18 protein-coding genes and 1 other annotated feature are annotated in these 13001 nt (G+C 32.8%); of the genes, 1 reads left to right on the top strand and 17 read right to left on the bottom strand.

The window, feature by feature from the left end:
- Window positions 1–7: 7 nt before the first annotated feature.
- The 13 genes from tgt to IDG65_RS03145 form a co-directional block, all read right to left on the bottom strand.
- Window positions 8–1147, bottom strand: coding sequence for a tRNA guanosine(34) transglycosylase Tgt (gene tgt, locus IDG65_RS03085; protein ID WP_001112045.1), 1140 nt, complete (start codon window positions 1145–1147; stop codon window positions 8–10).
- A gap of 22 nt (window positions 1148–1169) precedes the next feature.
- Complete coding sequence (gene queA, locus IDG65_RS03090) at window positions 1170–2195, bottom strand: tRNA preQ1(34) S-adenosylmethionine ribosyltransferase-isomerase QueA (protein ID WP_001008435.1); 1026 nt, start codon at window positions 2193–2195, stop codon at window positions 1170–1172.
- 1 nt (window position 2196) lies between these two features.
- Window positions 2197–3201: a Holliday junction branch migration DNA helicase RuvB gene (gene ruvB / locus IDG65_RS03095; RefSeq protein ID WP_001005767.1), complete on the bottom strand. Its 1005-nt coding sequence runs from the start codon at window positions 3199–3201 to the stop codon at window positions 2197–2199.
- A 31-nt stretch (window positions 3202–3232) separates the two neighbouring features.
- On the bottom strand, window positions 3233–3835 hold the full coding sequence (ruvA, locus tag IDG65_RS03100) for a Holliday junction branch migration protein RuvA (protein ID WP_000271551.1): 603 nt from the start codon (window positions 3833–3835) through the stop codon (window positions 3233–3235).
- Window positions 3836–3848: 13 nt separating this feature from the next.
- Window positions 3849–4304, bottom strand: a complete 456-nt coding sequence (locus IDG65_RS03105) for an ACT domain-containing protein (RefSeq protein WP_000368899.1) — start codon at window positions 4302–4304, stop codon at window positions 3849–3851.
- Between the two features lie 12 nt (window positions 4305–4316).
- Complete coding sequence (gene obgE / locus IDG65_RS03110; protein ID WP_000496100.1) at window positions 4317–5609, bottom strand: GTPase ObgE; 1293 nt, start codon at window positions 5607–5609, stop codon at window positions 4317–4319.
- A 219-nt stretch (window positions 5610–5828) separates the two neighbouring features.
- Entirely contained in the window at window positions 5829–6113 is a 285-nt protein-coding gene (gene rpmA / locus IDG65_RS03115) for a 50S ribosomal protein L27 (protein WP_000916187.1), read from the bottom strand.
- 11 nt (window positions 6114–6124) lie between these two features.
- Window positions 6125–6445: a ribosomal-processing cysteine protease Prp gene (locus tag IDG65_RS03120; RefSeq protein WP_000633692.1), complete on the bottom strand. Its 321-nt coding sequence runs from the start codon at window positions 6443–6445 to the stop codon at window positions 6125–6127.
- Window positions 6446–6450: 5 nt separating this feature from the next.
- A complete protein-coding gene (rplU, locus tag IDG65_RS03125; RefSeq protein ID WP_000457386.1) occupies window positions 6451–6759 on the bottom strand; it encodes a 50S ribosomal protein L21 in 309 nt (102 codons plus the stop codon).
- A 12-nt stretch (window positions 6760–6771) separates the two neighbouring features.
- Window positions 6772–6968: a sequence feature (ribosomal protein L21 leader region), on the bottom strand.
- 26 nt (window positions 6969–6994) lie between these two features.
- A complete protein-coding gene (mreD, locus tag IDG65_RS03130) occupies window positions 6995–7525 on the bottom strand; it encodes a rod shape-determining protein MreD (RefSeq protein ID WP_001259930.1) in 531 nt (176 codons plus the stop codon).
- On the bottom strand, window positions 7525–8367 hold the full coding sequence (gene mreC, locus IDG65_RS03135; protein WP_000911038.1) for a rod shape-determining protein MreC: 843 nt from the start codon (window positions 8365–8367) through the stop codon (window positions 7525–7527). Before mreC ends, mreD begins: the two co-directional genes overlap by 1 nt.
- Before the next feature lie 199 nt (window positions 8368–8566).
- A complete protein-coding gene (locus IDG65_RS03140; protein ID WP_000840602.1) occupies window positions 8567–8686 on the bottom strand; it encodes a hypothetical protein in 120 nt (39 codons plus the stop codon).
- Window positions 8687–8759: 73 nt separating this feature from the next.
- The gene (locus IDG65_RS03145) at window positions 8760–9233 is read right to left on the bottom strand and encodes a DUF4930 family protein (protein WP_001236734.1); all 474 of its coding nucleotides are present in this window, start codon (window positions 9231–9233) and stop codon (window positions 8760–8762) included.
- Between the two features lie 159 nt (window positions 9234–9392).
- Between IDG65_RS03145 and IDG65_RS03150 the strand changes: the two genes are divergently transcribed.
- Entirely contained in the window at window positions 9393–9590 is a 198-nt protein-coding gene (locus IDG65_RS03150; RefSeq protein WP_000025835.1) for a hypothetical protein, read from the top strand.
- Window positions 9591–9706: 116 nt separating this feature from the next.
- On the opposite strand, the gene IDG65_RS03155 is transcribed toward IDG65_RS03150, so the two are convergent.
- The 4 genes from IDG65_RS03155 to IDG65_RS03170 all read right to left on the bottom strand — a co-directional run bounded on the left by IDG65_RS03155 (window position 9707) and on the right by IDG65_RS03170 (window position 12990).
- The gene (locus IDG65_RS03155) at window positions 9707–9991 is read right to left on the bottom strand and encodes a hypothetical protein (protein ID WP_000171859.1); all 285 of its coding nucleotides are present in this window, start codon (window positions 9989–9991) and stop codon (window positions 9707–9709) included.
- Window positions 9992–10058: 67 nt separating this feature from the next.
- Window positions 10059–10745, bottom strand: a complete 687-nt coding sequence (gene radC, locus IDG65_RS03160; protein WP_000692886.1) for a RadC family protein — start codon at window positions 10743–10745, stop codon at window positions 10059–10061.
- Window positions 10742–11449, bottom strand: coding sequence for a prepilin peptidase (locus tag IDG65_RS03165; protein ID WP_000261107.1), 708 nt, complete (start codon window positions 11447–11449; stop codon window positions 10742–10744). The genes radC and IDG65_RS03165 overlap by 4 nt, the downstream gene beginning before the upstream one ends.
- 269 nt (window positions 11450–11718) lie before the next feature.
- Window positions 11719–12990, bottom strand: a complete 1272-nt coding sequence (locus IDG65_RS03170; RefSeq protein WP_001108346.1) for a bifunctional folylpolyglutamate synthase/dihydrofolate synthase — start codon at window positions 12988–12990, stop codon at window positions 11719–11721.
- Between the last annotated feature and the right edge of the window lie 11 nt (window positions 12991–13001).

The following is a 13001-nucleotide window of genomic DNA, read 5'->3' on the forward strand; positions in this document are numbered from 1 at the left end:
CTCTTGCTTAAAAGTTTTTTGGGTTCTCAACATTTAATCCATATTGCTCGAAGAATTCTTCTTTGAAATCTAAAAGACGATCTTCTCGAATGGCTTGTCTTATATCTTCCATTAATTTTAGCAGAAAATGTAAATTATGAATAGTAGTAAGACGAATACCAAAAGTTTCCTCTGCCTTGATTAAATGACGTATATACGCTCTTGAATAGTTTTGACATGTATAACAGTCACAATTCTCATCTAACGGTCTTAAATCATCTGCAAATTTTGCATTTTTAATAACTAAACGACCTTGCGATGTCATACAAGTACCATTTCTGGCAATACGTGTCGGTAAGACACAATCAAACATATCCATGCCGCGAATACTACATTCGATTAACGCATCTGGAGATCCTACACCCATTAAATATCTTGGTTTATCTTTAGGCATAAACTGCTCTGTATGTTCAACCATTTTATACATAACCGGTTTAGGTTCACCAACTGACAAACCGCCGATTGCATAACCAGGAAAATCTAATTCTACTAAATCCTTTGCACTTTGTTCTCTTAAATCTTCATATTCGCCACCTTGTATAATGCCGAACAATGCTTGATCTTCAGGTCTTTGGTGTGCATCTAGACATCTTTTCGCCCAACGTGTTGTACGTTCAATAGATTTTTTTACATAATCATATTCAGCAGGCATTGGTGGACATTCATCAAATGCCATCATAATATCAGAACCTAAATCATTTTGAATTTGCATTGATTTCTCAGGACTCAAAAATAATTTAGACCCATTAGTATGATGTCTAAATTCCACGCCTTCTTCTGTAATTTTACGTAAATTACTTAAACTAAACACTTGGAAACCGCCTGAATCTGTTAGAATCGGACCATCCCAATTCATGAATTTATGTAATCCCCCAGCGTGTTTGATAATATCATTTCCGGGTTGTAACCACAAATGATATGTGTTGCCCAAAATGATTTTTGCTTCAATTTGTCTTAACTCTTCTGGACTCATTGTTTTAACGGTTGCTTTAGTACCAACTGGCATAAACATAGGTGTTTCAAATGAACCGTGTGGTGTGTGCACGATACCTAAACGCGCACCTGATTGTTTACAAGTTTTAATGTGTTCGTATGTTACTGCAGGCATATTCAAAATCCTCACATTCTTTTTATATAATTAACATTGCATCGCCAAAACTAAAGAATCTATATTCTAAATTTACTGCCGTTTTATAAGCATTCAGAACATTTTCACGAGTACTAAACGCTGATACTAGCATAACTAATGTTGATTTTGGTAAATGAAAATTAGTAATCTGGCCATCAATTGCTTTAAAATCAAATCCTGGATAAATAAATATATTAGTCCAGCCACTCGTTTCAACAAATTTATCATGATCGCGTCGAATTGTTTCAAGTGTACGTGTTGAAGTTGTACCAACTGATATAATGCGATGTCCTTTGGACTCAGTATCATTTAATAAATCAGCTGTTTCTTGTGTCATTTGATAATATTCACTATGCATTTCGTGGTCATTCACATCATCGACGCTCACCGGTCTAAACGTACCTAACCCAACATGTAATGTAACAAATGCGATATTAACACCTTTATTTTTAATTTCAGTTAATAACTCATCAGTAAAATGTAATCCTGCTGTTGGTGCTGCCGCTGAACCACTTTCTTTAGCGTAAACTGTTTGATAACGATCTGGATCATCTAAACGTTCTTTGATGTATGGTGGCAGTGGCATTTCCCCTAATTCATCTAATCTTTCTTGTAAAATACCTTCATAATGTAAACGCATGATGCGTCCACCTTGATCCATTTCTTTTATGCATTCAGCTATAATTTTGCCATTACCAAAATTCAATTTATTACCAACTTTAATACGCTTAGCTGGTTTCAGTAAGACTTCCCAATCATTACCTTCAATTTGAGTTAACATTAACATTTCAACTTTTGCACCAGTTTCTTCTTTTAAACCAAAAAGTCTAGCTGGCATTACTCGCGTATCGTTAAGCACTAATGTATCACCAGGTCTAAAATACTCAATGATATCTTTGAAATGTAAATGTTTCATTTCACCAGTTTCTCTATCCATGACTAATAAACGACTATGATCACGATCTTTTAAAGGCGTTTGAGCAATTAATGATTCTGGTAAGTCATAGTCAAATTCTTCAAAATTCACGTTATTCTCTCTCCTCATTCGACTTTGCAAAATGTTCATAAGCTAATGGTGTTGCTTTTCTGCCACGTGGCGTACGTTCTAAAAAGCCTTTCTGAATAAGAAATGGCTCATAAACGTCCTCAATTGTAATACGTTCTTCACCAATTGTTACGGCAATCGTATCTAAACCAACAGGTCCACCATTATACTGCTTAATAATACAGTTCATCATTTTATGATCAATGTAATCTAGTCCGTGTTGATCAACTTGAAGTAAACCTAATGCGTGCTTCGTTGTTTCAATGTATATTTGTTCATCTTCATTCACTTGCTGGAAGTCTCTTACCCGCTTCAATAGTCGATTTGCTACTCTTGGAGTCCCTCTAGAACGTTTAGCAAGTTCAATGGCACTTTCTTCATCAATACCTGTGCCTAAAACCTCAGCTGTTCTAATAATGATTTCTTTTAAATCTGATTCATTATAATATTCTAATCTTAAGTGCACACCAAATCGATCCCTTAGTGGACCTGTTAAGCTGCCAGCTCGCGTTGTTGCACCTACCAAAGTGAATGGAGGTAAGTCGATACGGATACTTCTAGCCTCATCGCCTTTACCAATGATAATATCTAAAAAGAAATCTTCCATTGCAGGGTATAACACTTCTTCAACAACACTACTCAGTCTGTGTATTTCATCAATAAACAAAACATCTCCAGGTTGAAGTCCTGATAAAATTGCAGCCAAATCACCAGGTCTTTCTAATGAAGGCCCTGATACTGTACGTATATTAACTTCCATTTCATTGGCAATGATATTAGATAATGTTGTCTTACCTAATCCAGGGGGGCCAAAAAGCAATACATGATCTAATGGTTCATGACGAAGTTTAGCCGCTTTAATAAATACTTCTAAATTACTTTTTATTGAATTTTGACCAATATATTGTCGTAATCTCGTAGGTCTAAGCGACAATTCGAAATCAGTTTCTTCACTATGCATTGATTGATCAACCATACGCTCATTCATGACAACACTTCCCCTATTAATCTATTTAAAATTAAGATACAACTAATTGAAGACCTGCCTTAACAGCTTCATCAACTGAGTCATATTTATTTTTATTTAACGTTTTCTCAACTTTTGCAAGCTCTCGTTTAGAATAACCTAATGCTTCTAACGCTAACATTGCTTCTTGCACGAATTGATCTTGCACCGTCGAAGTAGCGTCTACTTGTAATAATGAATCGCTATCTTCTTCAGTGATTTTCACTTTACCTTTTAAATCTAAGACAATCTGTCTTGCCGTTTTCTTACCAATTCCTGGGAATTTAGTTAAATACGTATCATTTTCATTTTCAATGGCACGTTTTACTTCATTAGGCGTACTTGTCGCTAAAATAGCTAAAGCTGATTTCGGACCAATACCAGTAACTTTAATTAAACTCAAGAACATATCTTTCTCTTCTTCACTACTAAATCCATACAATAATTGTGCATCTTCACGAACAATTAAAGATGTATGAATTAAAACTTCATGATCTAGTTGCTTTTGAAAACGATAAGAATTTGGTGTTTGAATTTCATAACCAACACCAGCAGTTTCAACAACTACGTGTGTAGGATATAAATGTGTTAACTTACCTTTGACATACGCGTACATTATAGGCACATCCTTACATACTCATACTAATTAATTCTACTTTTGATACATAATCTAAATTTCTCAAAGCGCCAATAACATCTTCTACTGCAGTTTCTTTAGATTTAGCATTCAGTGATAATGTTATTGTTGCTTTTTCTTCCATTGGAATACTTTGATGAATCGTTAATACAGATAGTTCTAACTTTGATATAACATCTAGTACACGTGCCAACATACCCACAATATCTGTTACATATAAAATTAATGTAAATTCTCGATGGTCAAGCATTTTATCGTCTACTGGAAATATCGTTTCTCTATATTTATAAAAAGCACTTCTAGATAGATCAAACTGTTTAACGGCATCATAAATGGACAATGTCGGATCACTTTTTAAGGCATCTTTAATCTTCAATGTTTTAACCACGGATTCAGGCAAGACATCTTCTCTAATTAAATAAAACTTTTTATAATCTTTATTGTCCATCATGTTACGCTCCTATTCAACGAATTCAAATTCTCCGCCAAGAATTCTAACGATATCACCATTTTTACAACCACGTTCTCTAAGTGCATCATCAATACCCATCGAACGCATTTGACGAGCAAATCGACGTACTGCTGGATCACTGTTAAAGTCAGTCATTTTAAACATTCTTTCAATAGCATTACCACTTACCACATAAGCACCATCATCATCTCTTGAAATTGTAAATTTATCTTGTGACGGTGTATGTTTATATAATACTCGGTTAATGCCAACTGACTCCTCTTCTTCAACTGTGAAGTCAACATCTTTATATTCTTCTAATTTATCTGCTATTGCATATAATAATTGATCAATATTATCACGCGTTATTGTTGAAACTGGAATAACTGGCACATCTTCGCCAATTTCTTCTTTAAACAAGTTTAAATTATCTTGTGATTCAGGTAAATCCATCTTGTTAGCTACTACGATTTGAGGTCTATCTTCTAAACGTTGCTCGTACGCAGCTAATTCTTGATTAATGACTTTATAATCTTCAATAGGTTCTCTACCTTCAGAACCGCTCATATCAATCATGTGAACAATAACTTTTGTTCTCTCTACATGTCTTAAAAATTGATGTCCTAATCCAACGCCATCAGATGCACCTTCAATTAAACCTGGTAAATCTGCCATAACAAAACTACGTTGATCAGGTGTTGAAACAACACCTAGATTTGGTTTAATCGTTGTAAAATGATATGCCCCAATTTTAGGCTTAGCTTTTGAAACGATAGATAATAAAGTCGATTTACCCACACTAGGGAAACCTACTAATCCTACATCAGCTAATAATTTCAATTCTAAAGATACATCTAATTCCTCGCCTGGTTCACCTTTTTCACTGAAGTCAGGTGCAGGGTTTCTAGGTGTTGCAAAACGTGAATTACCTCGGCCACCTCGACCGCCCTTCGCTACTACAGCTCTTTGACCATCTTCAACAAGATCTGCTAACACTTCGTCTGTTTCAACATTTTTAATAATTGTACCAGGTGGAACTTTTAATACTAAATCTTCCGCATTTTTACCATGCATATTACTACTTTGGCCATTTTCACCTTTGCTTGCTTTAAAATGACGTTGATATCTAAAATCTAATAACGTTCTTAAACCTTCATCCACTTCAAATACGACTGAAGCACCTTTACCACCGTCACCGCCAGCTGGTCCACCAAATGGTACATATTTTTCTCTTCTGTATGCGGTAATACCATTACCACCATCACCGGCTTTAAGAGATATTTTGACTTGATCGACAAACATATATCTCACCTCTTTTACATATAATTTTCATTTTCCCAATAATTATAGCATATTAGAGCCCCTTATAGTTTAGCGATTAGGGGCTCTTATGCAGTCGCACATTTAGTATAACGTCTAAAATTCCCATTTTTTAATAACAAAATGAAAATAATAATGAAAAACGTTTTATAAAAAGTAAAAAACACCAGAAGATTCACTTCTGGTGTTAACTAGACAAAATTATTCAGCTACTGCATATACAGAAACTTGTTTTTTGTCGCGACCTTTACGTTCGAATTTAACAACGCCGTCGATTTTAGCGAATAATGTATCATCGCCACCACGACCTACATTTTCACCAGGGTAAATTTTAGTACCACGTTGGCGATATAAAATTGAACCACCTGTTACGAATTGACCGTCAGCACGTTTAGCACCTAAGCGTTTTGATTCAGAGTCACGTCCGTTTTTTGTAGAACTTACCCCTTTTTTAGATGCGAAGAATTGTAAGTTTAATTTTAACATCGGAATGCACCTCACTTATAATTTAATCTAATATTCTCATTATATTCTTCTTCAATAGTTTGTAAAGACACAAGCATTGTTTGAAGAATTAGTTGCGCTTCATCGTTATTTGTATCAACGCTTCTTATATGAAAATGACCACCATTGTCGTCATAATTGATATCTGGTCTCTCAGATGTCAATCCTATAATCGCATTAACACTACCAAACAATACAGCTGAAGCTCCAGCACAAACGATATCATGACCATATTCACCATGGTCAGCATGGCCATCCATAATAACGTCTGTTACTTTGCCTTCATCATTAACTGTAATATCAACAGTAATCATAATAATTACGCGTTGATTTTATCGATTGTTAATTTAGTGTATGGTTGACGATGGCCTTTTTTACGTTTTGAATTTTTACGACGTTTGTATGTGAATACAGTAATTTTTTTACCGCGACCTTGTTTATTAACAGTAGCAGTAACTGTTGCACCTTCAACTGTTGGCGCTCCAACTTTAACTGAATCTCCACCTACAAATAATACTTTATCAAATGTAAAAGTATCTCCTTCGTTTACGTCTAATTTTTCAACGAAGATTTCTTGACCTTCTTCTACTTTGATTTGTTTTCCACCTGTTTCAATAATAGCAAACATACTTTGCACCTCCTGTATAATAAGTCACGCCATACATAGGTGACATTTCGTTATTGAGTCAAGCGTTTGCACTCTACGTTGTTTCGGTCGTAACTCGAGTCATTTATAAAGATAAACTCTTCTCGTTTCTTCCTTCAACGCCTTGATTGAAAATCGCTTTCTTCATTAAAAATGTTCTTGAACCTATATTTGAGCGGTTGTATGTAGCTACTTATAACTACTCAACTATTGCATCTTACCATTGACGACGTTTCATGTCAATGTCATTGTTTGTTTTTTTAAGGAACTTTATAATCAACGGATAAAGCATAATCAACAGTACAAAATTCATAATTAATGTTGGCAATAATCTAAAGACTACAAAATGAATAATATCAAATTGAATGAATCCTAACATACCGTATATTAATGCCACATAGACTTCTAATAATAAGGTGCTGGCTAATATAATAATGAATAACATCGAATGATCTTTGTAAAAAATTTTAAAGAATCGATCTATAAGTGCTAAAAACAATATATAGCCAAATAAGTACACTCCATAAATACTACCAAAGTATACATCAGTCATTACGCCTAAAAATATGCTGAGCAATAATGATACGCCAAAGCCACGATACACTACCATCATTAAAATATACATAAATGTAAGGTGTGGTACAAATACAAGTTCAAACTTACCTATGTTCATTGGAATAAGAAGCCCAATTGCAGTATCTATATAAAATAGTAAAATACCTATCAAAAAATAATACAGTGTACGCATTATTTATCCCTGCTTTCATCATCAGGAATTGTTTTAGGATCTCTTTTTGCAACATAAACATGACTCAAATCTGTTAAGTCTGCACCAGTCTTAACCCTAACTTCTTTAGCTAAGCCATATTGATCATTTTGAACCTTAGTCACTTCTCCTATATATAAATTACTTGGTAATTGATCAGCTAATCCACTTGTAACGACTTTATCACCTTTTGAGATATTATCTCTATTATTAATATCACTAATTACAAGTTCTGAGTTCTTTTCATCATAACGATCAATTAAGCCAAATATATTTTTAGAGCCGTGTTGTATATTTACAGATAATTTACCCGCACGTGTATTAGTTGAGATTAAATCAACTTGTGAAGAAAATTTATTAACTTTAGTAACTCTTCCAACAAAACCTTTTGATGTCATCACAGCCATATTTGAAGTTATACCTGATTTAGATCCCTTATCAATAACAATTGTATTCATCCACTGATCCGGATTTCTTGCTAAAACCGTAGTAGAAATAGGATCAAATTTTGAAATATCTTTTAAATCAAGCTCTTTTTTTAATTTTTCATTTTCCGCTTCTAATTGTTGGTTCTTAGATTCTAACTGGCTAATCTTATTTTTAGATTCTTTAGAATCTCCTTTTTTAAAAAAGTCCCCAATCGTACCAGCAACAAAATTAACTGGATAACTCACAACTCGTTGTCCAAAAGACACAGAATCACCTATATATTGTTCAGGAGGTGATTGAGATTGTGAACGTATGGACAGCCCAATTAATGCAATAAAAACGATAATTGCACATAAAACAACAATTAATTTGTTATTTTTAAAAAACTTAAGCACCCAGAACACCTCTATTATGTCAAAATATTGTATATCCTTTTCTATTTTATATTACTCCCATTATGAAATAAAGCACTAACTACGAATTAGTTTGAAAATGAACAACTCCGTAAAAAATTTGTGGCATTTTAAAAGCAAAAAAACTACTAGCAAACATTCCAGTCACTAGTAGTTTAAATAATCGATTTAAATTTTAAAATTATTTGTTTGTATCGTTCGAGGATTCACTGTTCGAATTCTGAAGTTGTCTCCAACGTGCGAATAAGTTCTGGGCCTTTTGTTGTTCATTAGCTTGTTTCTGTTTTGATTGTTCTGCCATTTGAACTACACCAACCTTTTAAATTTATTCTAGTGACAGGATAACTAAAATATATTTCTTATGCAATAATTTCCTATTGATAAGCATTTTCGGGTTTTAGTTGTAAATTTTGCCCTAATTCATTTAAGTCTTGTTGCATTTCAAATTCAGTATTGTAAACACGCATTGACTCATCTCCAAATTTATAAAGAATAAATTCGTCTCCTCTTTGACCTATAATATATTGATCATTATAAGCCATGCGATTCATTCCAGACACAGCCATAAACTCTTGTTTATCTATCATTTTAAATACATTTTTAATTTGGCTTAATGGTACATTCTTTATTAAATCATTTTCTTTTAATGAATATTTCTCACCACTTACATAAACATGTTGGGCATCATTAGTGGGTTGCGTAACTTGATTCATTTGATCATTATCGTGATTTACAGGATTCCAATCTTGTTCTTTTAAAAAAGGTGCGTATTTCAAGGCGATATAAACAATTATCACAATTGCTATTACTGCTATAATGTTTTTAATCATACTAAATATCAATCTCATAGTTCGCCTCCAATGTCTTCATCTAATTATATATTTTATTATGTATATTTTCCTCAGTCTTCAGCCTTAATCATGATATATCTTAGGACTGATGCACGTTCATTTAAAATAGCTTATAATTTTGTTATGATTTAAAAGCATATGAGGAGGTTTGTAGCATTGAGTATACTAACAATTATTTTAATAGCACTATTAGTCATCCTCCTTTTTAGAGTTGGACTTTCTATTTTGCGATTTTTAATTTATGTCGGACTTGTTTTATTATGTATTTACTTAGGATATCAAGGTTTAATATGGTTGCTCGATTTTTTTCAAATAAATAGTGGGTTTTTACCACACTTTCAATTTAACAATTAAATTTATTCTGCATAACAAAACTCCTAATGTACTAGTTTAGAATTTTTTAACTAGTTCCACATTAGGAGTTTTAATTTGTTTTCAAGCACGTATACTACTTGATGAACAGATTACTATTACTTACGCCCAAATGCGTTAGATAAAAATCGTATCAGCGCATAGCTACCGCTTAGTAAAAGGCCCCAAACGATTCCTGTAAAAATTGAGCCTATTGCTACACTTAATAAAGGAAAAGCTTGTTTTGTAACAATCACACCTGCTAATGCCGTTACTAAAATACCTAACGTAGATAAAGCTAATGTTATTAATAGATTGCGCTTTGTTACAGGTTCATTTTTAATATTTAACTGCATGGTATAAACCATTGGCACGAGAACCCCGATAATAATAAATAGAGTCACTATTTTTCCTCCAATGAAAGTACTTCGTAGGTATTATACACAAGATACGTCATTAATTCTATCAACTTCAATCATTTTCATCAAAGTAACCCGCTTCTACAAGACTCGTAAATCTATTATCACCGATTATAATATGATCCAATAAATCTATCCCTAAAATCAAACCACACTCCTTCAACCTCATTGTTGTTATGATATCTTCTTGTGAGGGCGTTACATCACCGGATGGATGATTATGAACTGCGATGATTGCATTGGCATTTTCTCTCACCGCAATACTAAAAATTTCACGTGGATGTACAATCGAACTATTTAATGTACCTTTAAAAACACAGGTTTCTTTAATCACTACATTTTTTGAATTTAACAATAAAATGACAAAATGTTCTTGTGTTAAATCTTTCATTGTTGGAATCATATAATCAGCAACATCACTTGGTTGCGTTATTTTTATACGATTATTTTCAGCTCTTCTCCCCATCCTTTCCCCTAGCTCAAATGCTGCTTTTAAAGTAATTGCTTTTTGTAATCCAATCCCTTTAACTTGTATCAAATCGTTAATTGAAGATTTTTTCAATTCATTCAGATTCGAAGCAGATTTAAGCAGTTCATTACTAATGTCTATGCTCGAGAATCCTTTTCTTCCGGTGTTAATTAATATAGCTAATAATTCTGTATTCGAAAGACTTTTTGCACCATGGCTTAACAAACGTTCTCTTGGCATTTCTGAAGTTACCATTTCTTTAATTTTCAAAAATATACGCCTCCTAAAAATTGATGGATATCATTATAAAAAAGTGAATTGATAAAAAATGAAATAAATATAAATGGAACAAGGGGTAATAGTTTAATCGGCTTAAATATCATGGTAATTAAAGCAACTAAACCAGCAATGACAAATGTAAATAAAATGACATAAATAGTGAATTGGAGAGGGAAAAACAAAGAAAGTGCAGATATTAGTAAAACGTCACCATAACCAATATATGCCCGAAATAAAAAGTAGAATATATGCGTGGTCATACTAATAATGATAAAAGCTACTGGATAAATCATACTTAACGAGAGAGAAACGATACAATAAATTATAATTAAGCGACAATCTAACATTAAAGAAGTGATATCGGTCATAGTAAAAATAAGCAGAAAAACATATGTAGTTATAAATAGCGTAGCATTTACGTATGTGAAATCATACTTAATAAAGACGATAGGTATTATAGCAAAGGTTTCCCCTAAGAAATGTGTTAGGGAAATACGCTTTCGACAGTTTCGACATCGCCCTTTTAATAATAAAAAACTAATAATCGGCATTAATTCATACCATTTGAGTGATGAATTACAATAATCACATTTCGATCTTCTATGTAAATAATCAAATGACGTTTCTTCTATAGATATAAATTGATATAGAAAACTAAAGATACAACTGCAACTATAAGATAACAATACTACCAAATGACAACCTCCTTATGTAAATTATAGTTAGTTATTATCAAAATGTAAATATACACTATTTTTCAAGAATTGAATCGCTTTTTCATTTAAATTTTTCAATATTGCTAAGCATAATTGATGGATACTTTAACAGCCCATTACTGCTCGGCAAAATTAATAATGGCAAGAAATTGAACCTTATAAACACATACGATTTAGAGCATAAAAAATAACCATGAAGCTCTACCTATTGATTAAATAGATTCTTCATGGCTATTTTAGTTTTAGTTTTATAATGCTTCAAAGTCTAATTTTGATTTAACTTCACTTATGAAATACAGACTACCGGTAATTACTAATGTATCACCTTGATAATTTTTTATAAATTCAACGTAGTCATCTACTAATTGTATTTCATCATTTTCAATACTACCTACAATTTCTTCTTTGCGTAACGCTTTCGGAAAATCAAATTCAGTTGCATAAAACGTATGCGCAATTAAACTTAAATGTTTGACCATCTCGTTAATCGGTTTTCCGTTTATTGCTGAGAACAAAATATCTACTTTTTCTTTATCATGGTACTGTTTAATTGTATCAATTAGAGCATCTATACTCTCTGAATTATGTGCGCCATCCAAAATGATTAAAGGTTTGTCATGCACCTGCTCAATACGTCCAGTCCAACGAACTGATTCAATACCGTCTATCATCTTATTGAAATCTAATTCAATTAATCCTTGTTCATTTAATTCAATAAGAGCTGTTATGGCTAATGCAGCATTTTGTTTCTGATGTTCACCTAACATACTTAAAATGATTGTTTCTAATTCATAATCTTTATAACGGTAAGTAAATTCATCATTTTGCGATACAACAACAATTTCTCTATCTAATTCAATTGGCTTTGCATGTTGTTCAATTGCGCGTTCACGAACATATTTTAATGCATCTTCATTTTTAACAGCATATATCACTGGAACGTTAGGCTTTATAATCGCGCCTTTATCCCTAGCAATATCTAGATACGTACCACCTAAAATATCTGTATGGTCTAGACCGATACTAGTTAAGATTGATAAAACCGGTGTAAAGACATTTGTCGAATCGTTCTTTATACCCAATCCAGCCTCAACAATGACAAAATCAACAGGATGTATTTCACCAAAATATAAAAACATCATCGCTGTGATTATTTCGAATTCAGTTGCAACACCTAAATCTGTTTCACGTTCCATCATTTCACTTACTGGTTTAATACGTGATACTAATTCTACAATAGCGTCATTTGATATTGGCACACCATTTAGACTAATTCGTTCATTAAATGTTTCAATAAACGGCGACGTAAATGTACCTACTTCATAACCATTTTCAACTAAAGCTGTTCTAAGGTAAGCAACTGTAGATCCTTTACCATTTGTGCCACCTACATGAATACCCTTAATGTTATTTTGAGGATTATTAAATTGTGCTAGCATCCATTCCATACGTTTAACACCTGGTTTGATGCCAAATTTAGTTCTTTCGTGTATCCAATACAAGCTCTCTAGGTAATTCATTGTTACTAACT

Source organism: Staphylococcus sp. EG-SA-17 (assembly GCF_017151845.1).
Classification (GTDB): Bacteria; Bacillota; Bacilli; order Staphylococcales; family Staphylococcaceae; genus Staphylococcus; species Staphylococcus aureus.